Origin of the sequence: Bacillus cytotoxicus NVH 391-98 (assembly GCF_000017425.1) — a bacterium.
Taxonomy (GTDB): Bacteria; Bacillota; Bacilli; order Bacillales; family Bacillaceae_G; genus Bacillus_A; species Bacillus_A cytotoxicus.
On record NC_009674.1, the window covers coordinates 3,933,767 to 3,957,265 of the forward strand.

A 23,499-nucleotide genomic window follows, 5' to 3' on the forward strand; every position below is an offset into this window, starting at 1 on the left:
ACATGATACAATCGGGTAAGATACATTCGAGGAAGGACAGTGGTTTTCATGATTATTCGTAATGAACAAGATTTAGAAGGTTTACGAAAAATCGGCCGTATTGTTGCGCTTGCACGCGAGGAAATGAAAAAGCAAGCGAAGCCGGGTATGACAACGAAAGAACTTGATTTAATTGGTAAAAAAGTATTAGATGAACACGGTGCTATTTCTGCACCTGAAAAAGAATACGATTTCCCAGGTGTAACGTGCATTAGTGTAAATGAAGAAGTTGCCCATGGTATCCCAGGAGATCGTGTATTAAAAGAAGGCGATTTAGTAAACGTAGATGTATCTGCTGCACTCGATGGTTATTATGCGGATACAGGCATTTCATTTGTCCTTGGAACAGATGAAGAAAAAGAAAAGCTTTGCCAAGCAGCAGTAGATGCATTTTGGGCAGCTATGAAAAAGGTGAAAGCTGGTTCAAAACAAAATCAAATTGGTCGTGCAGTTTCCAACTTTGCACATAAAAACGGATATAACGTTATTCAAAACTTAACTGGACACGGTATCGGACTTAGTCTTCATGAGGCACCAAATCACATTTTAAATTACTATGATCCAATGGATAATGCACTTTTAAAAGACGGACTTGTTATTGCTGTGGAACCATTCATTTCTATGAAAGCTGATCATATTATCGAACGCGGTGATGATGGTTGGACATTCATTACACCAGATAAAAGTCTTGTTGCACAATGCGAACATACCATTATTGTTACACGTGGTGAACCAATTATTTTAACACAATTACAAGACTAAAATAAAAAGGTGATTCTTTTTCAGAATCACCTTTTTAAACGGGGCGAGGCTGTTCAAATCTTGAACAGCCTCTTTTTTCATATGGATGCCTTACATATATCACTGATGATAATCATGGAATGCGAAAACATGATTATCACCTTCATAAGGTTCAAGCAATAAGAAAAAGAAATCCTAAATGGGATCTCTTTTCTCTACATAATCTAAAGTTTGGGTACACTAGATCCATGCAATTTAGGGGCTTTCAAAGAGAAAGCGAGCCTTCAGTTAGAATGATAACATACATATCCTTATCAAAAATATGTAAATATACATATTTTATCGTTCTACCCTATTTCTCAAATGGAAATAATTGAAAATACAGAAATTTTATAATAAAATACGGAGTACTAGCCATCTTCTTTTGTCAGTCATAAAGATTAGAAGAATGGGAGAGAAAAATATGAAAAGATTACTAAAGAAAAAAATAGTAAGCTCTTTGCTTGCTGCTACACTCGCTATTAGCCTCGCTCCAATCGGACAAGCAAAGGCTGATACCCCACCAGAAACTATAAAAACTCCACCTATTACCCAACAAGTTGATGCAAATCGCGCCATCGAACACGTCCGATTCTTATCCGAAACCATCGGTCCGCGCCCTGGTGGAACAAAATCAGAACAATGGGCTTCCCGTTATGTTGGAATGAAACTACAATCACTAGGATATGAGGTAGAATATCAGCCTTTCTCTGTACCCGATCAATATGTAGGCTTTATAGACTCATCATTATCACAATCAAAAAGTTGGCAAGCTGGGGCTGCCTCAAATGCGCTTATTTCTAGTAACCCTGTTACTGCTTCTCTCATTTTTGTACAAGGTGGAACAAATTTAAATGATATTCCAAATGAGGTAAACGGAAAGATTGTTTTATTTGAACGAGGTAACACGGTAACAGACTATAACAAACAAGTCGAAAATGCTGTAGCAAAGGGAGCTAAAGGTGTCCTATTATATAGCCTAATTGGCGGTCGCGGAAATTATGGGCAAACTTTTAATCCACAGTTAACAAAAAAACAATCCATTCCTGTATTTGGTCTTGCTTATGCACAAGGGAATGCATTTAAAGAAGAACTTGCGACAAACAAAACGATAACGCTCTCTTTAAAAGCAAGACATGAGACAAATCTACAATCTGTAAATGTTATCGCAAAAAAGAAACCACAAAAGAGTACTGGAAATGAAAAAGCTGTCATTATAAGCTCTCACTATGATAGTGTCGTAGGAGCACCTGGGGCAAATGATAATGCTTCTGGAACAGGATTAGTATTAGAGTTAGCTCGTGCTTTTCAAAATGTAGAAACAGATAAGGAAATTCGGTTCATTGCTTTCGGCTCAGAAGAAAGAGGATTACTAGGATCCGATCATTATGTACAAAACTTATCGCAGAAAGAACGCGATCGTATTTTAGGTGTGTTCAATGCTGACATGGTTGCTACAAACTATGAGAAGGCTAAGAACTTATATGCTATGACTCTTGATGGTTCAACAAATCTTGTAACGAATGCTGCATTACAAGCTAGTAAGGAGCTAAATAATGACCTTGTTCTTCAAGGAAAGTTCGGTTCAAGCGACCATGTTCCATTTGCTGAGGTTGGTATTCCTTCTGCATTATTTATTTGGATGGGCGTCGATAGCTGGGATCCATTAATCTATCATATTGAGAAAGTATACCATACGCCTCAAGATAATGTACTAGAAAACATCTCACCAGAACGTATGAAAATGGCATTAGAAGTCATTGGTACTGGTGTTTATAACTCAATTCAAAATACGAATGTGCAAACAGAGCAAAAAGCAGCTTAATCGTCAAACCACCGATTATTCGGTGGTTTTTTATTGAGAAAAAATAAATATGCATAAAAGCATATTCACTCCCTGTCTTCTTCATGTAAAATATTAGTTGTAACACAAATGATTACACCTAAAGGGAGGCATTTCTATTATGAAAAACATGATTATTGCTGGTGCATTAACACTTGCTGGAATTACAGGAGCTACTGCTTTCATCTCTGAAACAAAGGTAGCAGCAGCTACACAAGAACAAAGCTTTACAAAGTTCTATTCTCTTCAACCAGGTACTAGCTCTGAAAAAGAGGCTATTTTTCTAAAAAAAGGACAAGAGCTCACAATCCATCCTAATAGTAAGACTCCTAGTTATAGCGTTTATGATGCAAATCATAATCTAATCGGACACTACTTTGATGGTTACAGCCGCATTTTCACTGCGCAAACAGATGGAAATATGTATGTACAATATCATGCACCATCTACTTACTATAGCCCTATTAGTTTTTCTGTTACTTATACAATTCAATGAAAAAAAAAGGCGATCACAATATGGTGTGATTGCCTTTTTTTTGCTTTTCTTTATTACATTTTTTCTGGTGCTGATACTCCTACTAATGCTAATGCATTTTGAAGTGTAATGCGCACTGCTTTCATTAATTCATAACGAGCTTTACTTAATTCTAAGTTATCTTGATTTAATACTTTTTCTGCATTGTAGAAGCTATGAAGGGCTGCTGCTAATTCAAATGCATAGCTTGTAATACGGTGCGGTAGACGTTTTTGTGCTGCTTCTGCAACTGCTGCTGGGAATTCACCAAGTTTTTTCAGTAAGTCAATTTCTTTTTCAGAAGCAACCAGTTTATAGTTTACATCTCCACCTGCATGTAATCCAAGCTCTTCTCCTTGACGAAGGATGCTGCATACGCGCGCGTGAGCATATTGTGCATAGTATACTGGGTTTTCATTTGATTTTGATACAGCTAAATCCATATCAAAGTCTAAATGAGAATCACCGCTGCGCATTGCAAAGAAGTAACGCATTGCGTCCACGCCTACTTCTTCCATAAGTTCACGAAGGGTAACTGCTTTACCTGTACGCTTACTCATCTTCACTTTTTCACCATTTTGGTATAGTTGTACCATTTGGATAATTTCTACTTCAAGTGTTTCTTTCTCATAGCCAAGCGCTTGAATTGCAGCTTTCATACGAGGAATGTAACCATGATGATCCGCACCCCAAATATTGATCAGTTTATCAAATCCACGCTCTAATTTATCGCGGTGATACGCAATATCTGGTGTTAAGTATGTGTAAGAACCATCTTTTTTAATTAATACACGGTCTTTGTCATCACCGTAAGCTGTTGAGCGGAACCAAGTTGCCCCACCTTCTTCAAAGATTTCATTACGCTCTTTTAATACAGCAAGTGCTGCGTCAATTTTACCGTTTTTATATAATGATGTCTCAGAGAACCATACATCAAACTTCACACGGAAGCTATCTAAGTCTTTTTGAAGTTTCGCTAATTCATATTTTAAACCGTATTGACGGTAGAATTCATAGCTTTCTTTTTCATCAGCCTTTACATAGCGATCGCCAAATTCTTCAGCCAAACGTTTTCCGATCTCCATAATATCCGCACCGTGATATCCATCTTCTGGCATTTCTTTCTCTAAACCTAATGCTTGCATATAACGTGCTTCAACTGAAAGAGCTAGATTGTGAATTTGGTTGCCTGCATCGTTAATGTAGTACTCACGAGATACGTCGTATCCTGCTTTTGCCAATACGTTACATAAAGTGTCACCGACTGCTGCTCCGCGCGCATGTCCTAAGTGAAGATCTCCTGTTGGATTTGCAGATACGAACTCAACTTGAATTTTTTCACCTTTACCAGTGTTTGTTTCACCGTAAGCTTCACCAGCTTTTACAATCGTTGGAATTAAATCTGTTAAATAACTGTTATCCATGTGGAAGTTAATAAAACCAGGCCCAGCGATTTCAATTTTTTCAATAGAGGCTTTTTCCTTATTAAAGTTTGTAATTAACTCTTCTGCAATCATACGAGGAGCTTTTTTCGCAACGCGCGCTAACTGCATTGCCATATTTGTAGAGAAGTCACCGTGTGTTTTATCCTTTGGAGTTTCCAATATAACATTTGGAATTTGTTCTTCTGTTGCTAATTCTGCTTTTAATACAGCAGCTTTAATTTCTTCTTTAATCAATTCTTTTACTTGTTCTAAAGAGTTCATTATTTTGCCTCCTTTAAATTAATCGTAATTGTATATCTGCCAGCTTCTTGTTCACTTAGAAGCAATGCGTACGCTAAAAAGAGCTGTCCTTTTTTCTTTTCATCCGACCATTTAAAAAGAACATTATCTGTTTTTGTTTGCAATGCAAACGTGCCAAGTTCACTCTTATATGTACCAGTTGTCCATTCACCCTTTACATGCGTCTGACGCATTGAAACGACACCTGACCTCATAATGAGCACTTGTCCATCTTGAATTTTAATTATCGTCCTCACTTCGCCTTGTTCATTTGGCTCCTGGAATGTTACATATGTACTTTCACCTTTTACATAGTATTGACCATTTGCCTGAAAAGCAACGGTTTCCTTACGTGCCCCTTCACGGATTTCTGTGACGAAATGAACATCCACCGGCAAGCCTGCAAGTTGTTTTTCCACGTCTTGCACACCTTTCAACATTATTATAGATATTAAAATAATTCACTTTTCCTATCATATCAAAAAAAACCCATATCTGTCTGCTGAAAAATCAGGAAAACTCCTTTTCGTAAAATAATTCATCCTTTGTTTCCTTTATATGTTAAAATAATCATTAAATCTAAATATTCTATCATTTAAGGAGCGAAAAACATGTTTCCACAAAAATTAAAGCAAGGTGATGAAATCCGAGTCATTTCACCTTCATGTAGCTTAAGTATCGTTTCGCATTACAACCGTAATCTCGCAATTGAAAGATTAACAGATATGGGCTTTCAAGTTACATTCTCGAAACATGCTGAAGAGATAGATCGATTCGCTTCCTCTTCTATTTCTTCAAGAGTTCAAGACCTGCATGAAGCATTCTCTGATCCGAATGTAAAAGCTATTTTAACAACACTTGGGGGATATAACTCTAATGGTTTATTGAAATATCTCGATTATGATTACATTCGTCAAAACCCGAAAATTCTTTGTGGTTACTCTGATATTACCGCTTTAAGTAATGCAATTTATAAAAAAACAGGTTTAGTTACATATTCAGGCCCACATTTTTCATCATTTGGAATGAAACATGGGCTCGACTATACGATAGATTACTTTTTAAAGTGTCTGACTACTAATGATGCAATAGAAATAGTCCCTTCTAAAACTTGGAGCGATGACCTATGGTATATCGACCAAGAGCAGCGAGAATTTATGAGTAACGAAGGATATATTTCCATACATGAGGGTGAAAGTACTGGCGAGATTGTTGGCGGAAATATGAGCACTTTTAATTTATTGCAAGGCACGCCATATATGCCAAGCTTATGTGATAAAATTTTGTTCCTTGAAGAAGATGATTTAACAGGTAAATCTACCATTCAAACTTTCAATCGCTATTTACACTCTCTCATCCAGCAGCCTGGATTTGAACATATAAAAGGCATTGTATTAGGAAGAATGCAAAAAGGAGCAGCTTCCACTATGGAGGACATTCAAGAAATGATTGACTCAAAACCTGAACTCACACATATTCCTGTCATTGCTAACGCTAACTTTGGACATACAACTCCTATTTTTACTTTTCCGATTGGTGGCCGGGTAAAAATGATTTCGCATAAAACAAGTTCGTCGATTACGATTTTAACGCATTAGTAAAGGAGCGAACCCCTTCGCTCCTTTTATGATTTTTCTATCTTTTGCAACGCTTTTGGTGGAATCGATTCCTTTGGTACTTCTGCCCAGCCTTTTCCTTGTATACCTTTTGCGTAAATTTTTATAAAAGTCCCTTCCTGTAATTGACGGTTCACCATCTTTTTAATCATTTGTTGTTTCCCATCTTCTGTATATCCTTTAAGAGTATATAAATACTCATCACCTTTTTTCTCACCTTTATTGATCACCGCATAATAATCTTGTATTTCTTTATTTGAAAAGAAGTTGTCTACAAAGGCATCCACGCCTTCTGTTTTTGTTTGTAAATAATATGCTGTTCCACCTAAAATAATAGCAAAAACTGCTATCACTTTCATTGCCAGCTTCATAGATGCGCCTCCTGTCTAAATTTCTTATATCTGTATTATAAAGAAAAGGGTATACTATACTCTATTGAAATGCATTACATTTATCTTACATGAGCGTAAGATTGACTCACTTTGCAGTATTTTCCTAATAAAAAATTTTTCCGTTTCATCCTCTTTTGTGTTATTATTGAATAATACAAATTTTTATAACAAAAATCAAAGGAGACAGTTTTTAAATGGCTATCTTACAAGGTTTAGCACTATTACTTGTTGTACTTTTTCTATTTACACTTTTTAGCTACCGCGCTCCTTACGGAATGAAAGCGATGGGAGCTTTAGCAAATGCCGCAATTGCCAGCTTTCTCATTGAAGCATTTCACCGTTATATTGGTGGCGAAATGTTTCATAGCGAATTTTTATTTGCTGTCGGAAAGGCATCTGGTGGTATGAGCGGTGTTGCATCGGCCATTTTAGTCGCATTAGCAATTGGTGTATCTCCTGTATATGCTGTATTAATCGGTATTGCTACTAGCGGATTCGGTATTTTACCCGGATTTTTCGCCGGATATGTTTGCGCCTTTATTGTAAAGTTCCTTGAAAAAAGGTTACCAGCTGGCGTTGAATTTTTAGCAATTTTATTTATTGCGGCACCGCTATCACGCGGTATGGCTATGTTTATAGACCCTGTTGTAAATGCAACACTTGGGAAAATTGGTTCTATTATTTCGATTGCAACTACAGAAAACCCAATTATTATGGGCGTTATGCTTGGTGGGCTCATCACAGTTATCTCTACATCTCCATTAAGCTCCATGGCTTTAACTGCTATGCTTCAGTTAACAGGCTTACCAATGGCGATTGGGAGTCTTGCCGTAGCAGCTTCAGCTCCACTGAACTTTATTTTCTTTAAACGTTTAAAGATTAGTTCCAAAAAAGATACGATTGCTGTCGCTATTGAACCATTGACACAAGCTGATATTGTCGCTGCCAATCCGATTCCAATCTATACGACAAACTTTGTCGGCGGTGCATTAGCTGGTATTATCACATCTTTATTTCAACTCGTAAATAATGCACCTGGTACCGCATCACCAATTCCAGGACTTCTTGTTCTTTTTGGATTTAACGATGCAATAAAAGTTACAATCGCCGCTATATTATGTGGGATTGTTACCACAATTATCGGTTATATCGGAACGCTTGTCTTCCGTAAATACCCAATCCGTACCGCTGATGAAATCCGCGGAATTTCTTCAAAAGAAAAAGTCGCATAAAAAAGAGCGAGTTCCCTGCGTGAACTCGCTCTTTTTTCATATAACTTATAATCATTGTCAAAATTTGAAGAGCGGTCGATATTATGTGTCGAATCGCCGATATCTGAATTTGTGATCGGCTCCGCTTTTATTTTCTCTAGTTATGGTGGCTAGAAGGGGCGGACATTTCACTCCTTCCTGCGAGGCAAAGTGCGCCTCTTCGTCTGGAGTTCCAATGACCTTCCCTTCTGAGCAAGCCACCTCCGCTTTTATTTTACCCAACCAAGTAGCATTTCCCGCACGAATTTACTTGCTGCGATTGGGGTTTGGTCACTATGGTCGTAGACTGGGGCTACTTCGACTAGGTCAGCTCCAACTACTTTTATATCTGAATTTGCAATTGCTACGATGGAATCTAATAATTCTTTAGATGTGATACCGCCAGCTTCTAACGTTCCTGTGCCAGGTGCATGTGCTGGATCCAATACGTCGATGTCGATTGTGACATAGACTGGGCGTCCTGCAAGTTTTGGCAATACTTTCTTTAATGGCTCTAACACTTCAAATTTATATAAGTTCATGCCCACTTCTTTTACCCATTCAAATTCTTCTTTCATACCAGAACGAATTCCGAAAGAATATACGTTTTCCGGCCCAATTAAATCACATACTTTGCGAATTGGCGTCGCATGGGATAAAGGCTCCCCTTCATAGGACTCACGTAAGTCAGTATGAGCATCCATATGAATGATTGCTAAGTCCGGATATTTTTTTGCCATTGCCTTAAAAACTGGCCAAGACACTAGGTGCTCACCACCAAGACCTAGTGGAAACTTACCGGCATCTAATAGTTTTGTTACATATTCTTCAATCATGTCTATGCTGCGCTGTGGATTTCCAAATGGTAGTGGAATATCACCAGCATCAAAATATTTTACTTCTTCTAGTTCACGATCTAAATATGGACTGTATTCTTCTAGTCCAATTGATACTTCACGAATACGTGCAGGGCCGAAGCGAGAACCTGGACGATAACTTACAGTCCAATCCATTGGCATCCCGTAAATAACAGCTTCTGCCTCTTCAAAACTCGGATGACTTTTAATAAATACTTTACCTGAATAAGCTTCATCAAAACGCATATTCTTTTCCTCCTTATGTGGAACCTAAGGTATCCCAACCTTTCATTATTTCTCAAATTTGGAGTGCTGTACTCCTCTTTCTCGATCACTCTTCATCCTCTTAGCAATAGTAAGAAGACTTTTTTATTTTCTAAAGCATACATAACTAGCATGTTCAAGCCTTATAGACAAACACCTTAAATGAGTTATTTATGCTTTAGCGGCGACTAAAAGAGATTATCCCTTCTAACCGTTCCCCGCCCTTACTTAATTAAATCTCCAACAAACTTCGGTAAAGCAAATGATGCTTTATGAAGTTCTTTTGTATAATACTTCGTTTCGATATCATGGAAACGGTCTTCACTTACTTCTAGTGGATCATACTTTTTAGATCCAATTGTAAATGTCCAAAGTCCACTTGGGTACGTTGGAATGTTTGCTGTATACAAACGAGTAATTGGGAAAATTTCTTTCACATCTTTCACTACATTTGTAATTAATTCTGGTGTAAACCAAGGGTTGTCCGTTTGTGCAACGAAAATCCCATCTTCTTTTAACGCTTTAGAGATTCCAGCGTAGAATCCTTTTGTAAATAAGTTAACTGCTGGTCCGACTGGCTCTGTAGAGTCAACCATAATTACATCGTATTCATTTTCACTTTCTGCGATATGTAGGAAACCATCTCCTACTTTTACTTCCACACGTTCATGATCTAATGCTCCTGCAATAGATGGCAAATATTTCTTAGAATACTCAATTACTTTCCCATCGATTTCAACAAGTGTTGCTTTCTTCACGCTTGGGTGTTTTAGTACTTCGCGAATGACACCACCATCGCCACCACCAACAACTAATACGTTCTCAGGGTTTGGATGTGTAAATAAAGGAACATGCGCTACCATTTCATGATAGACAAACTCATCTTTTTCTGTTGTCATTACCATACCATCTAAAATCAGCATGTTTCCGAACTCTTCTGTTTCTACCATATCAAGCTTTTGAAATTCTGTTTGCTCCGTATGTAATGTGCGGTTAATACGCGCCGTAATTCCAAAATGTTTTGTTTGTTTCTCAGTGAACCATAGTTCCATCGTACAATCACGCCTTTCATTGCAAATTTATAATAGGGACATCATTAATGTCCCCTAACAAAAATAAAACAAAACATCGGAAAAGTATAGTTAAAAGTGTAAAAAGACTAAAAATATATTTAAGTCAACTGACTCTTATATATCGATATAAAGAAAACCCTTTCTTAAGAAAGGGCCTTTGTCTCTATTTCTGCTGATTGACGAACTGGAATAAAAATCATAACACATCCAACTAAAACAACGATTCCACCTACTAAAAACGGACTCTGTGGTGAAATTGCATGACCAATAATTCCCGATAAAATAGGAGCAATTGCTCCGCCTAACCAGCGCACAAAGTTATACACACCCGATGTAATCGATCTTTCATAAGGTGAAATATCCATCACATAGCTTGTGTATAGAGCGTTATTTAAGCCAGATGCTAATCCAGATAAAACAATGAAAACAATTTGTAACCACATGATTTGAACAAAGAATAATGCAACTAATAGGATGGCAAATACAAATAAGCTGAAACGTAGCAATGCCTTCGGTTCATATTTCCCTTCTAATTTATGAGCTAATATCGCAGAACCATATGCTAATGCTAACCCCCATCCGCAAAATACAAATCCAAGTTGGATTGCTGATACATGCATAATAAGTGGTGAATACGCTAGCACAACGAAGAAACCATAGTAATATAACATACCTGAAATCGCACCTTGCATAAATGGTTTATATTTTACTAAGTTAAGTAATTCTCCTACACCAGCTGCCTTACGCTTCGTTTTTCGCTCCGGCTCTTTTACAAAAAAGAATACTAAAATAAATGCTAAGAAAATGAAAAAGCTCGTTGCAAAAAATGGGTAACGCCATGAATATCCGCCTAATATACCACCTAATAACGGTCCGCCAGCCATACCGAAACCAATTGCTGCCTCATATAAACCGACTGCCTCATGAACTTCTTGACTTAGAGCAATCAATAATGTCATTGCTGTTGCAAAAAACATCGCGTTCCCTAGTCCCCATCCTGCACGGAAAAGAGATAATTGCGCAATTGTTTGTGATATAGCACATGTAAATGCAAAAACAGTTACAATCGCAAGACCAATTGTCATCATTCGCTTATCTCCAAATCTGGAAGCAAAGATTCCTGCTGGTAACATCATAATTGCCATCGTTAAAATATACGCTGTAAACAGCATTTCTACTTGCCAATGTGTGGCACCAATTTTCTCAGCTATAATTGGCAAAATAGGGTCGACAACCCCAATACCTGAGAAAGCCAAGAATGTAGCCAATACTGTAATGAATCTTCCCATTTTCTGTCTACTCCCCATGTTCACTTACTCTCCTTTTGTTTTCTCTAAGAAATTACGTGCGCGCTCTAAGCTGTCTTCTAATTCAGCTTTCACTCGCTCCATTTGTTTCATTTTTATATCTAATGTTTGTACTTGACTTTCAAGCATATCTTTAATTTCTTGAATCATCGCTCGATCAAGCGGATTATCACTATTTCTTCTTTTTTCCATTCGCTCTTTCAATGATAAGAAATGCTGCATTTCTTGCAGAGTAATTCCTAATACTTCCTTTGCTTCTACAATCTTCTTAATTCTCTCAATATCTCGATCTGTATAAAGACGAATGTTTCCTTCACTTCGTTCCGGCGGATGAATTAAACCGATTTCCTCATAATAACGAAGTGTGCGTTTTGTTAAACCGACTTGCTTCGTTACTTCATCGATTTTATACATATGTATCCCTCCTCTTATCACATTATTACATTTTACGTTAACGTTAACTATTATGCAACTATTATACACTTGTAAATATTTGTAATTTTGATTGTATTTTTTCTATATCAGTTTCATAATGGAGAAAATACATAAATAAGGAGATTTTGAAATGAAGAAACCACTTATTTTCGCACACCGCGGGGCGAAAGGTAGCCATCCAGAGAATACGATGATTGCTTTCAAAGAAGCAGAGCGCATTGGTGCTGACGGGATCGAACTTGATATCCATCTGTCAAAAGATGGCGAACTTGTTGTTATTCATGACGAAACTGTTGATCGCACAACAAATGGTGTGGGACTCGTTTCTGAACAAACAGTAGCGGAACTACAAAGTTTAGATGCTGGGAGTCATAAGCACCCTTCTTTTCATGAAGCGAAGATTCCTACTTTGCGCGAAGTACTCATTTGGCTCTCTACAACAAAACTGCAGCTAAATATTGAACTCAAAACAGATGTGATTCACTATCCGAATATTGAACGAAAAGTTGTCGATCTTGTACGCGAGTACCATCTATCAAACAAAATTATATTCTCATCATTTCATCATGATTCTATTTCATTATTAGCTGAAATAGCACCTGAAATTCCGAGAGCTCTTTTATACGATGAACCCATGTTAGATCCAGTTGGGGAAGCGAGAAAAAGAGAAGCAACGGGGCTACACCCTAATTTTAAACTGTTAACAAAAGAGTTCGTACAAATGGCGCAGAAACAAGGATTTATCTTCCGCCCTTATACAATTAATGAAGAGCAAGACTTGCAAACCATGATAGATTACGGAGTAGATGTCATCATTACAGACTGGCCTACGCGTGCTCTTGAGCTCCTTTCTTAACGGAAAGGGCTCTTTTTTGTGTTTAAAATACAATAAAACCCTCAATACTAGTAAAAGTATATAACGAGGGGATGAAGAAGATGGATCAAACTATCAATTCCAAACTACAAACATATAAACGTCTTTTCTTCACCGTGGCTTTTTCATCTGTTCTATTTTTCGTTTGTTCCTTTTTTATCATTATTATCGTTGCAAAAATAATGGGACCACCTCCCACTTTGGTCCCACAAACGAGTATTTTTTATGCGAATGACGATACAGTTATGGGACAAAGCAATAAGATGCAAAAGCGCTATAATATTCCACTTGAACAGATTTCTCCTTATGTGAAAGAGGCGACGCTTTCGATCGAGGACCAAAGATTCTATAACCATCACGGTTTCGATACGAAGCGAATCATTGGAGCAATCATTGCTGATATAAAGGCGATGGCTAAAGTACAAGGGGCTAGTACTATTACACAACAATACGCTCGTAACCTTTACTTAGACCATGATAAGACATGGAAAAGAAAGCTATTAGAGGCTATTTATACAATCCGCCTTGAAGTCAATTATAGTAAGGATCGTATTTTAGAAGGCTATTTAAATACCATTTACTATGGACATGGCGCTTACGGAATTGAAGCAGCTGCCCAGCTATATTTCAATAAAGCAGCAAAAGATTTAACATTGGCAGAAGCGAGTATGCTTGCTGGAATTCCAAAAGGGCCGAGCCTTTATTCACCTTACTTAAAAAAAGAACGTGCTAAACAAAGACAATCGCTTATTTTAAATGAAATGGTCGAGCAAGGATATATTACAAAACAACAAGCTGAAGCTGCAAAAAAAGAAAGGCTAGCACTTTCTTCATTAGATACAAAAGAAGTGACAGAAATAGCACCGTACTTCCAAGATGCCGTACAAGCTGCTCTTCTTCACGATGTTGGATTAGATGAACAAACATTGCAACGCGGTGGTCTTCGTATTTATACAACATTAGATCCAAAGCTACAAAGCATTGCAGAACAAGCTGTGAAGGATCATATTCCAAAGACAACAGATATCCAAACCGCCCTTGTTTCCATGAATCCGAAAACAGGGGAAGTAGCTGCTCTTGTAGGAGGAAAAGATTATAAGGAGAGCCAATTTAACCGGGCCATCCAAGCTGCTCGTCAGCCGGGGTCAACCTTTAAACCATTTTTATATTACGCGGCACTAGAGAAAGGCTTTACACCTGCTACTCGGTTAAAAAGTGAATATACCGTATTTACTTTAGGAGACGGTGTTTCGAAGTATCAACCGAAAAATTATAAGGGCTATTATGCAGATGATTTTGTAACGATGGCACAAGCTCTTGCCGTATCGGATAATGTGTATGCTGTCAAAACAAACTTATTTTTAGGGACTGAAACTCTCATAAAAACAGCGAAACAATTTGGTATTACAAGTTCATTGCAAGATGTTCCTTCTCTCGCTCTCGGTACATCTCCTGTAAAACCAATTGAAATGGTAAATGCCTATAGTATGTTTGCTAATGGCGGAAAACAGGTGAAACCAGCCTTTATTCGCCGCGTTGTTGATTACGAGGGAAATATTTTATACGATGCACACTTAGAAAGTAAGCAAGTTCTTGATAAAAATAAAGCATTTGTTATGGAAGAGATGATGACTGGAATGTTTAACAAAAAATTAAGCAGTTATGCCGCTGTAACAGGACAATCCCTTCTTCCAAAATTGTCACGAACATATGCCGGAAAATCAGGTTCAACCGAAACAGATAGTTGGATGATTGGCTTCACACCGCAACTTGTCACAGGAGTTTGGGTCGGATATGACCAGCCAAAACCGATTTCCAACCCAGCTGAACAAGGCTATGCCAAAAGAATTTGGGCAGATACAATGGAAAAAGGATTAGATGGTCAGCCGAAGAAAAAGTTGAAGCAACCAAGTGATGTTATCGCTTTAAATATTAATCCTGAAAATGGAAAAATCGCGACAAAAGGATGCCCTACCTTTGTAAAAATGTATTTTACAAAAGGGACGGAGCCAACTGAATATTGTATGGACCATGTTGATGATAAAGAAGACTTTGAGAAAATTAGTAAAGAGAAGAAAAAGGATAGCTGGTGGAAAAAATACATCCCATGGTAAACGAAATGAAAGGCTACTAGAAAATTTGAACTGTACCCTATAAAATGGACAGTTTCATAAAAAGGCCTTAAAAATTAAACACTTAAAAGATGGTTCCGGTATTGTACCGGAACCATTTTTTTGAGTGTCTATTGATAACGATCATAATGATAATCTTGCATATACTCATTTATTACTTCTTGACGAGATTGGAATGTTTGACAACATTTATCATTGCATTCATCCTTCATATGACCGAAAAAAGATTCCATTGGAGTGTTATCTAAGCAGTTTCCTCTACGTGACATAGATTGTCTAAGCCCCATTTCTCTTACTCGCTTTTGGTATTCCGAATGAGTGTAATGAAAACCTTGATCGGAATACAGCATGGCTTCTGAATAAATGGTGCCTCCTAATCTCACTTTCCATTTTTCGAGTGTTTGATAAACAATCTCCATTTGTCAAGAGGGAGAGATGTGATAGGCTAAAATCTCTCGCGTCTTACAATCTTTTACACCTGATAAATATGCTTTTTTCTCTTTCCCATACAATAAATACGTCATATATTGGTTACCATCTTTTGTTCCGGTTCTCCCTGATGAAATTGGCGGTTCAACAGCTTCGGACAGGTCTTATGTTCTTGTGTCGCTTTTGCGATCTGTTTATAAGAATTCGCCCGACGAATCTTCGTTACGAGATGCTTGGCTTCCCCTTACCAATGATATCTAAAGAGAATCCATTCTCTAAAAAAATTTGATTTGGTCCTTTTCCTTGTTGATTTTCCTTCTTTTCTAGTTGCTTCGTTTGTAATTCATTAAAAATCATTTTACTCATGTTCCGTACCTCACTTCTATCGTTGTATCCATTATAACGAGGTTTGCTTAGAAAAATATACAAAAACCCCGAATGATGGACCTTTTTTAAGTGTCCACGATTCAGGGTACAGTTCATTAATTTGGTTCAAGAACTTTTTTAATGCACTTTTTATAGTATAACAAAAAGATTTGGAACCTTCTGTTCACTTACCTTATGATAAATAAACCTTCTCCATCATTAATATCATATATAGTAAATCACGTTAATTATATCAGTTTCCATATATAAATATTAACATAAAAAAGAAATAATTCGCAGTCTTATAAAACGTTTTTATAAATGATATTTTTATATTCGGATTATGCATTATTAATTACAATACTTACCTTGAAAACATGTAGAAAAGAGGTGAATAAGGTTAAAAAGATTTTAATTTCTATGCTAACAGGACTAGTTTTGTGCAGTTCACTTTTTTATTTTCTTTTTTATAGTGAGTCTACATTATCAAAAACAAAATCTAACATTCCCTATAAAAAAGAAGAACAATCTGTAACTTGGGGAAGAAAAGCTGTAATAGAAAATGGATTTACTCATATCCAAAATACAATCAAGGTTGCTATTTTGGATAGTGGTATATATAAAGAACATGAAGATTTAAAAGGTAAAATTGTAAAAGAATTCAATACGATTAATTTAAATAATCCTATTATTGATGAAACTGGTCATGGAACTGCTATTGCTGGAATCATAGCCGCTGAAAATAATACATTAGGAATTTTAGGTGTAGCTCCAAACGTTCAACTTTATGATGTCAAAGTCCTTGATAATCAGGGTAAAGGCGAGGTTAATCATCTTATTGAAGGGATACGGTGGTGTATAGAACAACGAGTTAATATATTAAACATTAGCTTTGGGTTACAATCTGAAACTCCTGAATTAAAAAAAGCAATAGATGAGGCAGTAGATTCCGGAATTATTGTAGTAGCAGCTTCCGGTAATACATATGGATTGGGTGTAGATTACCCTGCTAAGTATGAAAATGTTATATCTATATCATCAGTAAATAAAGAATTTAAACGTGCTAGCTCATCCGCCAAAGGAAAAATAGATTTTGCAGCCCCTGGAGTTGATATATTATCAACCAATCAAGACGGAGGGTATTCCATATATAGTGGAACATCATTTGCTACTGCATTTGCAACTGGTGTTATATCTGTATTATTAGCTGAAAGTGACAATATGCTTAACTTGGACCAAATTAAAAAAATTTTAATTGAGCGTTCAATAGATCTAGGAAGTAAGGGGTATGATAATGAATTTGGCTATGGTTTAATACAAAAATGACTAGGAGTGACTAAAGGTGCAAAAATGGTTAATAAAAATAATGATATTGACTTTATTTATTACTTTAATTCCCAATTTAGGGACTAGTGTTCAAGAAGCTAACGCTGCAACACAAGAAACAAATCTAATTGATCAAAGTGTAGAACAACAAGTTGATAGCAGCATTTCAGAAGGATTGAACGTTGACATTATTACAAATAATAGTACAAAAATCATAGTAGAAAGTGCAGTAACTGCCGAAGATTTTACTGCATCAACGGCTGTTTCTTTAGATAAAGAAACAGGTGATATCCAGGTTAATGGGAACTTTATTGATGCAAATGGGGAAGAAATAAAAGTAAATTTTGATGTTGAAGTAATTAAATCCAATGAAGAAGTATTCATCGCCAACTTTAAAGATCTAAAAACTGGTAAAATATATGAGTACGATACAACAAAACTTCAAGCTTCTTTCATACCAGCCGTTCCAGTGGTATTAGCTTTAGTAGCCAGAGCAGGTATCCAAGCTGCTATTAAAAAATGGGGAAAAACTGCTTTAAGACAAATTTCTAAGCAACTAACAAAATCAAATAGCCCGGTGTGGAAAGGCTTATCACCACACAAAGGAAAAACTAAAACTAGTGGTAAAGGTTCAAAAAAGAAATACTATGAATGGGATCATACCCATAATGACATTGAGGTTTATGATAGTAAAGGTAAGCATCTAGGAAGTATGGATCCCCTTACTGGTGACATGATTAAAGGTCCCGTTAAAGGTAGATCTATAAAAATATAATAGTTTGAATAGAGGTGTACTATTTCTTGAAAAAAATTAGAGGTTGGAAAAGAAGAGTTAGAAAGTTGAATGAATGGAAAATAGAGAATAGTCAATTTGATAATAAATTTTTAGAGGATAACCATTTTGATTATGTAAAAACTTTTAATTATCTAGACACACAGAATTTACCAATTTGGTATAAAAAGAAAGTGATTTGTGCATTGGTTGAAGTTTTCCAAAGTTGGAAATTGGCCGCCGAATCTAAGTTTAATCACTTTTATTTAAGGCTACATATAAATGAAAATGAGTTATTAGATTCGCAGTTGATTATAGCTATAGAGGAACAAATAGTAGAGTATAAAAATAAATTCGTCGAATATCAAATTCAATTAGAAAAACCGTTATTTTTAAATAACATCGCTCTCAATTGGCGAGCATATTATTTAATTTCTATTTGGCTAGAAGATGAAGTAAATACTCTATCTGCAACAGAACAAGAATTATTATTAAATAATTTACTAGAGGTCCGAAAGGTTATCTCCTACGATGATGAAACCTCTAATGAATATTTAATTAAGGACAGTGTTATTTGGGTATCGGATTACGAGAATATTACAGAGGATAAGTAAAAAAATAAATAACCTCTAGAACATGAATTTAGTACTGTACTAAATTCATGTTTTTGATTCTAATTAAATTAATATTACACGTTTGAAACATTGTATCGCTACTTTATGACTTGGTGATTCCTCTTTAATTTCTTGAATCAGTTCATAATCTTTTTCGTCATTCTGTTCCCTCTCCATATGCTGATCTGTTTGACGAAGCCAAGCGTAATATCCTCTACGCCTTACGCCCGCGAGTTCGTAAAAATAACGCACCATACGAGGAAATCGGAAGCGACGAATCGTTTGTTCAATAAGTGTATAGGCTTCACGAGGTGTTAAAATCGCTTCTTCTGTAACGCCTGCCTTTCGAGTTCGTCTAACTTTTTTAAGAATTCCAGTTCTGCCTCCAGAAACGCAATACGAGCTTCCGCTTTCTTTAACTTGTCGTCAGAAGAGAGTGGTTTGGAAGAGGGGCGACCCGTACGTCCTTTTCCGCGACGCTCTGTATAAAATCCTTCCTCGCTAAATTGTTCATATGTTTTTCTCCAACGTTTTAAACATTGGTTTGGCTTCTTTTCACCAATTATCTCTAAATCGAATCCATTTTCTAAAAAAATTTGATTTGGCCCTTTTCCTTGTTGATTTTTTTCACAGCTCTTACTTTAAAATCTGGACAATAGCGAATCGAACGTTTTGATCCTTTTACCACATTTTCCTTCTTTTCTAGTTGCTTCATTTGTTGTTTATTAAAATCATTTTACTCATGTTCCGTACCTCACTTCTATCGTTGTATCCATTATAACGAGGTTTGCTTAGAAAAATATACAAAAACCCCGAATGATGGACCTTTTTTAAGTGTCCACGATTCGGGGGACAGTTCAAATTACTTCTAGTAGCCTTTCCCTTTCTTATCCTCAAGTGGGTTGAAGATATTATACACCAACGATTTTATTCGCCTAATAATGCATGACGTAATTCTGCGCTCGATTCATTCCAAATTGCTTCATTATGCTCTTTTAGGAATCTTCCCAATACTTGTTTAGACGATTCATCCATATGATCAACGATAATGTGACGCTTTAATGATTTATCCATTTTATTTACATGTTCAGGAAGTGATTTATAGCCGCGGCGAATTTCGCGGTCAACTGTCATTTCACAGGCTGTGACACCGGCATAATACGCACCTTTTTCCGTTCTTTCAATCGTTACCCAAACGAGCCAATACGGTTTTCCGTTCGGAACTTCTTCTTTATTTATTAAAAATTTAATTCCCTTTTCTACCACACTGCGCGCATGCATTGCTCCGATATCAACAAAGGCTGTTTGTTCTGTTACATCTACAATAACAGGTGAAATGTTTTCTAGGCTAAGCGCGCCCACACCAAAACCACCATGTCCATCTGTTGAATCGTTCTTTATAATATTAAAACCGATTTTTTTCTTTTTCTCTGTCATAGACAATTCCTCCTCACTCACAGATTATATAAGCCCAAAGATAGGCGCAATGATATTTTCTAAAAACCTTAATACTTGCGGAATGACCACGCTGAAAATAGGTTGAATTGTATAGCGATCAAGCGGTGTAATCACAAGAATTAATAACGCAATTGCTCCATATTTTTCATACTGCGTCATTTTGGCGCGAATATTTGCTGGCGCTAAATCTTCCATAACACGATATCCATCAAGTGGCGGAATCGGTAATAAATTAAAAACAAGCAAAACAACATTAAGAACAATAAAAATTTCAAAAAATTGTCCTAATGTATCTGCAACTGCAAATGGAATTGCAGTTAAAACACCAATCCTTATTAGAGCATACCAAATGATTAAGCCGATTGCTGCCAAAAGAAAGTTACTAATCGGCCCTGCAATAGATACTAAAATGCCAGCAAGACGTGGCCTTTTAAAATTATATGGGTTAACAGGTACAGGACGTGCCCAACCAAAGCCTAAAATAAGTACAGCAATCATACCAATTGGGTCTAGATGAGACATTGGAGACAACGTTAAACGCCCCTGTCTTTTTGCTGTGTCATCCCCGAACTTATATGCAACATATGCATGTGCAAATTCATGCACAGATAAAGCGATAATAATAGCCATTGCTACAAGTGGAATTTGGTGCAATGGATACCTAAATAACTGATCCATACTTCATCTCCTCTTCATTATGTCAAAAAAGAAAATATTTGTTTTTTTGCGATTGTTCTCCCTTAAAATCCGTTATAATAAGATTGTAACTTACATAAAGGAGCGAATATACATGCCATACGTAACAGTGAAAATGCTAGAAGGACGCACAGAAGAACAAAAAAAAGCTCTTGCTGAAAAAGTAACTGCAGCAGTAAGCGAAACAACTGGTGCTCCAGAAGAAAACATCGTTGTTTTCATTGAAGAAATGTCTAAAAATCATTACGCAGTTGGTGGAAAACGCTTAAGCGACAAATAATTTCAATCTTTTTAAGTAAGAAGCAGCGATAAGACTGCTTCTTACTTTTTCCCTTCTAATAGCTGGATAATTTTCTCTTTATATTTTCCTTTTCGTCCATCTTCATAGATTAAATCATGTGGGTAAAATAACTTTTGATCCGTTCTCTTCTTACCAGTAATAGCCTCGACAATATCTGATTCACGAGAAAGTTCTCGAAGTTCTCCATTTGGCATACGAAGTAAAATCGGAAGACGTTCCTCTTCCTCTCCTGCTCGGTAAAAGTCATATGGTAAATCTGACGTTGAATCAACAACTAAGTAATATTCTGGATCTAGACCAATCTTTTTAAATAAACTGCTTAACTCCATCCAATTATCTAAACCATGCTTCTCGGTAAATTCTACATATTTAAAAAGATTCCTGTTCATAAAACGGCGACATAAATCGCTAAGGATTGAATCCTCTTCCTCTTGCCATACCTGGAAGTAGTAATACATCACATTTTCATCTAGTTTTAAGTAATCTTCTACTGTTACTTCTTCTTCAAATAAAGAATAGAAATGTACTGGATGATACTTAAATGTATAATATTGTTCATGCAATGTTTTCGCACGGTGTAAAATCTTCGTTAAAATAACTTCAGCACTGCGCGTTACAGGATGAAAATATACTTGCCAATACATTTGATAACGGCTCATAATATAATGCTCAACAGCATGCATACCACTGCTCTTAATAACAACTTGGTCACCATATGGACGCATTACACGCAATATACGCTCCATATCAAAATTCCCATACTTTACCCCCGTGAAATAGGCATCTCGCAACAAGTAATCCATACGATCCGCATCAATTTGACTTGAAATCATACTAATTGCCAATTTATTATGAGATGTTTTCGCAATCACGTCTGCTACCTTCTGCGGAAATTCACAATCTACCCGGCGTAAAACTTCATGAACCTCGGTATCACCAACAATAATTTTTTGTGTAAATTGCTCATGATTAAGTGAAAACACCTTTTCAAATGAATGCGAAAATGGTCCGTGGCCAACATCATGCAAGAGCGCAGCACATAAGCATAATAATCTATCTTCTGCATTCCAATTTGGTCTGCCATCAAATACATCATCAATCATACGACGAATAATCTCATATACACCTAATGAATGAGTAAAGCGACTATGTTCCGCGCCATGAAATGTGAAAAATGTCGTTCCAAGTTGCTTAATACGGCGTAAACGTTGAAATTCTTTTGTCCCAATTAAATCCCAGATGACGCGATCACGTACATGCACATATTTATGTACTGGGTCTTTAAATACTTTCGTTTCGCTGAGTTTGTCGTTTAAATATACCATCGACATCCTCCTTTCTTTACTACATTCTTACTTTATATTATAAACGAAATAGGAAAGAGAAAGAAATGAAAGACTGTATAAAAATACTGTTATATAAAAAAGAAATCACTTTCACGATTCCGAAAGTGATTTCTTTTTTATTATTTCCCTAAAACAAAGTTCGCAACTTCGTCTAAAATCATTTCTTTACCAAGTGGGAAGTATCCTTTGTTTACTGCATCATTTTTAATTGTAAATACGTGGTTGTTCTTAACAGCGTTCATATTTTTCCAAATTGTTTCTTCTTGGAATTCTTTTAAGCGCTGAGAACCGTCACCTGTTGTAAATACGAATAAGTAATCTGGATTGTAGTCGATTAATGCTTCTTTTTGTACTTGTACTAACGGTTTATCCATTGGTGTCCCTGCAACTGCCGGTAATTTTAAATCTGTAAAGATTACGCTACCGTAACCGTAATCACCATATACACGGAATGCATTTGGATATGCAGCCATTTTCATGAACTTCGCATCGCCAGTTTTCGCAACGATTTTATCATGTAATTTGCTTGCTTTATCATCATACTTTTTAAACCATTCTTTTGTTTCTTTTTCTTTATCAAAGATTTTACCTAATTCTTTAAACTTCGGACGCCATTGATCTAATGGAGTTTTTAACATAACAGTTGGTGCAATTTTAGATAGTTGATCATAGATTTTTTCTTGACGATTATTCACAAGAATTAAATCTGGTTTTGCAGCAGCTACTGCCTCAATGTTGATTTTGTCGCCCCAAGCAGAGCCAACTGGTTTTACACCTTTTAATTTATCTGCAATATGAGCATCAATTTTTTCTTGAGACGTATTTGCAGTAATAATTGGTTTCATTCCAAAGATTAATAATTCTTCCGTCGAACCACTAAGGTCAGCAATTTTCTTTGGTTTTGCAGGAATTTTTATTTCCCCTTTTGCATGCTGTACAGTGCGCTCTTTCGCATTTGCGTCAGCTTTCTTTTCTTCCTTCTTATCAGAAGAACAAGCTGCAAATAATACAGAAGTAACAACAAGTACCATTGCTAATAATGTTAGTTTGAATCTCTTCATATTCTTTTCTCCTCCTGGATATCATTTTCT

24 protein-coding genes and 2 pseudogenes are annotated in these 23,499 nt (G+C 36.4%); 11 read left to right on the plus strand and 15 right to left on the minus strand.

The annotated features are described in order from the left end of the window. Nucleotides 1–2: 2 nt before the first annotated feature. The 3 genes and pseudogenes from map to BCER98_RS19535 all read left to right on the plus strand — a co-directional run bounded on the left by map (nucleotide 3) and on the right by BCER98_RS19535 (nucleotide 3,158). Nucleotides 3–801 (plus strand): annotated as a pseudogene (gene map, locus BCER98_RS19525) (type I methionyl aminopeptidase). 442 nt (nucleotides 802–1,243) lie between these two features. Continuing rightward, on the plus strand, nucleotides 1,244–2,644 hold the full coding sequence (locus BCER98_RS19530) for a M28 family metallopeptidase (protein ID WP_012096321.1): 1,401 nt from the start codon (nucleotides 1,244–1,246) through the stop codon (nucleotides 2,642–2,644). A 139-nt stretch (nucleotides 2,645–2,783) separates the two neighbouring features. Next, nucleotides 2,784–3,158, plus strand: a complete 375-nt coding sequence (locus tag BCER98_RS19535) for a hypothetical protein (protein WP_012096322.1) — start codon at nucleotides 2,784–2,786, stop codon at nucleotides 3,156–3,158. A 53-nt stretch (nucleotides 3,159–3,211) separates the two neighbouring features. Here BCER98_RS19535 and argS read toward each other — a convergent pair whose 3' ends face one another. Together argS and BCER98_RS19545 are read right to left on the minus strand one after the other, a co-directional pair. Next, entirely contained in the window at nucleotides 3,212–4,882 is a 1,671-nt protein-coding gene (gene argS, locus BCER98_RS19540; protein ID WP_012096323.1) for an arginine--tRNA ligase, read from the minus strand. Beyond that, the gene (locus BCER98_RS19545; protein ID WP_041810142.1) at nucleotides 4,882–5,319 is read right to left on the minus strand and encodes a DUF1934 domain-containing protein; all 438 of its coding nucleotides are present in this window, start codon (nucleotides 5,317–5,319) and stop codon (nucleotides 4,882–4,884) included. The genes argS and BCER98_RS19545 overlap by 1 nt, the downstream gene beginning before the upstream one ends. A 192-nt stretch (nucleotides 5,320–5,511) precedes the next feature. On the opposite strand from BCER98_RS19545, the gene BCER98_RS19550 reads away from it, so the two are divergent. Continuing rightward, nucleotides 5,512–6,498 (plus strand): S66 family peptidase, encoded by a 987-nt coding sequence (locus BCER98_RS19550; protein ID WP_012096325.1) that lies wholly within the window; start codon nucleotides 5,512–5,514, stop codon nucleotides 6,496–6,498. Nucleotides 6,499–6,524: 26 nt separating this feature from the next. Here BCER98_RS19550 and BCER98_RS19555 read toward each other — a convergent pair whose 3' ends face one another. Then, nucleotides 6,525–6,887, minus strand: a complete 363-nt coding sequence (locus BCER98_RS19555) for a YxeA family protein (protein ID WP_012096326.1) — start codon at nucleotides 6,885–6,887, stop codon at nucleotides 6,525–6,527. 215 nt (nucleotides 6,888–7,102) lie between these two features. Between BCER98_RS19555 and BCER98_RS19560 the strand changes: the two genes are divergently transcribed. Further along, the gene (locus BCER98_RS19560; protein ID WP_012096327.1) at nucleotides 7,103–8,140 is read left to right on the plus strand and encodes a PTS sugar transporter subunit IIC; all 1,038 of its coding nucleotides are present in this window, start codon (nucleotides 7,103–7,105) and stop codon (nucleotides 8,138–8,140) included. A 248-nt stretch (nucleotides 8,141–8,388) separates the two neighbouring features. Here the strand turns inward: BCER98_RS19560 and speB are convergent, their stop codons facing one another. The 4 genes from speB to BCER98_RS19585 form a co-directional block, all read right to left on the minus strand. Next, nucleotides 8,389–9,261 (minus strand): agmatinase, encoded by an 873-nt coding sequence (gene speB / locus BCER98_RS19570; RefSeq protein ID WP_012096328.1) that lies wholly within the window; start codon nucleotides 9,259–9,261, stop codon nucleotides 8,389–8,391. Nucleotides 9,262–9,503: 242 nt separating this feature from the next. Continuing rightward, nucleotides 9,504–10,331 carry a spermidine synthase gene (gene speE / locus BCER98_RS19575; RefSeq protein ID WP_012096329.1) on the minus strand — a complete coding sequence of 276 codons (828 nt, stop codon included), beginning with the start codon at nucleotides 10,329–10,331 and terminating at the stop codon, nucleotides 9,504–9,506. Nucleotides 10,332–10,495: 164 nt separating this feature from the next. Further along, entirely contained in the window at nucleotides 10,496–11,659 is a 1,164-nt protein-coding gene (locus BCER98_RS19580) for an MFS transporter (RefSeq protein WP_041810146.1), read from the minus strand. 6 nt (nucleotides 11,660–11,665) lie between these two features. Then, nucleotides 11,666–12,073, minus strand: a complete 408-nt coding sequence (locus tag BCER98_RS19585; protein WP_012096331.1) for a MerR family transcriptional regulator — start codon at nucleotides 12,071–12,073, stop codon at nucleotides 11,666–11,668. A gap of 151 nt (nucleotides 12,074–12,224) precedes the next feature. On the opposite strand from BCER98_RS19585, the gene BCER98_RS19590 reads away from it, so the two are divergent. Both BCER98_RS19590 and BCER98_RS19595 read left to right on the plus strand, forming a co-directional pair. Next, nucleotides 12,225–12,950, plus strand: coding sequence for a glycerophosphodiester phosphodiesterase (locus BCER98_RS19590; protein ID WP_012096332.1), 726 nt, complete (start codon nucleotides 12,225–12,227; stop codon nucleotides 12,948–12,950). Between the two features lie 80 nt (nucleotides 12,951–13,030). After that, on the plus strand, nucleotides 13,031–15,082 hold the full coding sequence (locus BCER98_RS19595) for a transglycosylase domain-containing protein (protein ID WP_012096333.1): 2,052 nt from the start codon (nucleotides 13,031–13,033) through the stop codon (nucleotides 15,080–15,082). 128 nt (nucleotides 15,083–15,210) lie between these two features. Here BCER98_RS19595 and BCER98_RS23535 read toward each other — a convergent pair whose 3' ends face one another. Together BCER98_RS23535 and BCER98_RS22720 are read right to left on the minus strand one after the other, a co-directional pair. Next, nucleotides 15,211–15,519 carry an IS3 family transposase gene (locus BCER98_RS23535; protein ID WP_012096334.1) on the minus strand — a complete coding sequence of 103 codons (309 nt, stop codon included), beginning with the start codon at nucleotides 15,517–15,519 and terminating at the stop codon, nucleotides 15,211–15,213. 232 nt (nucleotides 15,520–15,751) lie between these two features. Beyond that, the gene (locus tag BCER98_RS22720; RefSeq protein ID WP_012096335.1) at nucleotides 15,752–15,895 is read right to left on the minus strand and encodes a hypothetical protein; all 144 of its coding nucleotides are present in this window, start codon (nucleotides 15,893–15,895) and stop codon (nucleotides 15,752–15,754) included. 390 nt (nucleotides 15,896–16,285) lie between these two features. On the opposite strand from BCER98_RS22720, the gene BCER98_RS19605 reads away from it, so the two are divergent. The 3 genes from BCER98_RS19605 to BCER98_RS19615 are packed head-to-tail and all read left to right on the plus strand — an operon-like array spanning nucleotide 16,286 to nucleotide 18,607. Further along, complete coding sequence (locus BCER98_RS19605; RefSeq protein WP_081428445.1) at nucleotides 16,286–17,221, plus strand: S8 family peptidase; 936 nt, start codon at nucleotides 16,286–16,288, stop codon at nucleotides 17,219–17,221. A 16-nt stretch (nucleotides 17,222–17,237) separates the two neighbouring features. Next, nucleotides 17,238–17,996, plus strand: coding sequence for an SAR2788 family putative toxin (locus tag BCER98_RS19610; protein WP_012096337.1), 759 nt, complete (start codon nucleotides 17,238–17,240; stop codon nucleotides 17,994–17,996). A 26-nt stretch (nucleotides 17,997–18,022) separates the two neighbouring features. Beyond that, the gene (locus BCER98_RS19615) at nucleotides 18,023–18,607 is read left to right on the plus strand and encodes a hypothetical protein (RefSeq protein WP_012096338.1); all 585 of its coding nucleotides are present in this window, start codon (nucleotides 18,023–18,025) and stop codon (nucleotides 18,605–18,607) included. 63 nt (nucleotides 18,608–18,670) lie between these two features. Here the strand turns inward: BCER98_RS19615 and BCER98_RS22325 are convergent, their stop codons facing one another. The 4 genes and pseudogenes from BCER98_RS22325 to BCER98_RS19625 all read right to left on the minus strand — a co-directional run bounded on the left by BCER98_RS22325 (nucleotide 18,671) and on the right by BCER98_RS19625 (nucleotide 20,743). After that, a complete protein-coding gene (locus BCER98_RS22325) occupies nucleotides 18,671–18,862 on the minus strand; it encodes a hypothetical protein (protein WP_012096339.1) in 192 nt (63 codons plus the stop codon). A gap of 59 nt (nucleotides 18,863–18,921) precedes the next feature. Then, nucleotides 18,922–19,215 (minus strand): annotated as a pseudogene (locus BCER98_RS23765) (IS3 family transposase); the annotation flags it as partial. Nucleotides 19,216–19,534: 319 nt separating this feature from the next. Continuing rightward, entirely contained in the window at nucleotides 19,535–20,044 is a 510-nt protein-coding gene (locus BCER98_RS19620) for a YwhD family protein (RefSeq protein ID WP_012096340.1), read from the minus strand. Between the two features lie 24 nt (nucleotides 20,045–20,068). Further along, nucleotides 20,069–20,743: a site-2 protease family protein gene (locus BCER98_RS19625; protein ID WP_012096341.1), complete on the minus strand. Its 675-nt coding sequence runs from the start codon at nucleotides 20,741–20,743 to the stop codon at nucleotides 20,069–20,071. 112 nt (nucleotides 20,744–20,855) lie between these two features. Here BCER98_RS19625 and BCER98_RS19630 point away from each other — a divergent pair, with 112 nt between their 5' ends. After that, nucleotides 20,856–21,041 (plus strand): 2-hydroxymuconate tautomerase, encoded by a 186-nt coding sequence (locus BCER98_RS19630; RefSeq protein WP_001147171.1) that lies wholly within the window; start codon nucleotides 20,856–20,858, stop codon nucleotides 21,039–21,041. Between the two features lie 41 nt (nucleotides 21,042–21,082). Here the strand turns inward: BCER98_RS19630 and BCER98_RS19635 are convergent, their stop codons facing one another. After that, on the minus strand, nucleotides 21,083–22,387 hold the full coding sequence (locus BCER98_RS19635; protein WP_012096343.1) for an HD domain-containing protein: 1,305 nt from the start codon (nucleotides 22,385–22,387) through the stop codon (nucleotides 21,083–21,085). A 140-nt stretch (nucleotides 22,388–22,527) separates the two neighbouring features. Further along, a complete protein-coding gene (locus tag BCER98_RS19640) occupies nucleotides 22,528–23,469 on the minus strand; it encodes an ABC transporter substrate-binding protein (protein WP_012096344.1) in 942 nt (313 codons plus the stop codon). Nucleotides 23,470–23,499 lie beyond the last annotated feature (30 nt).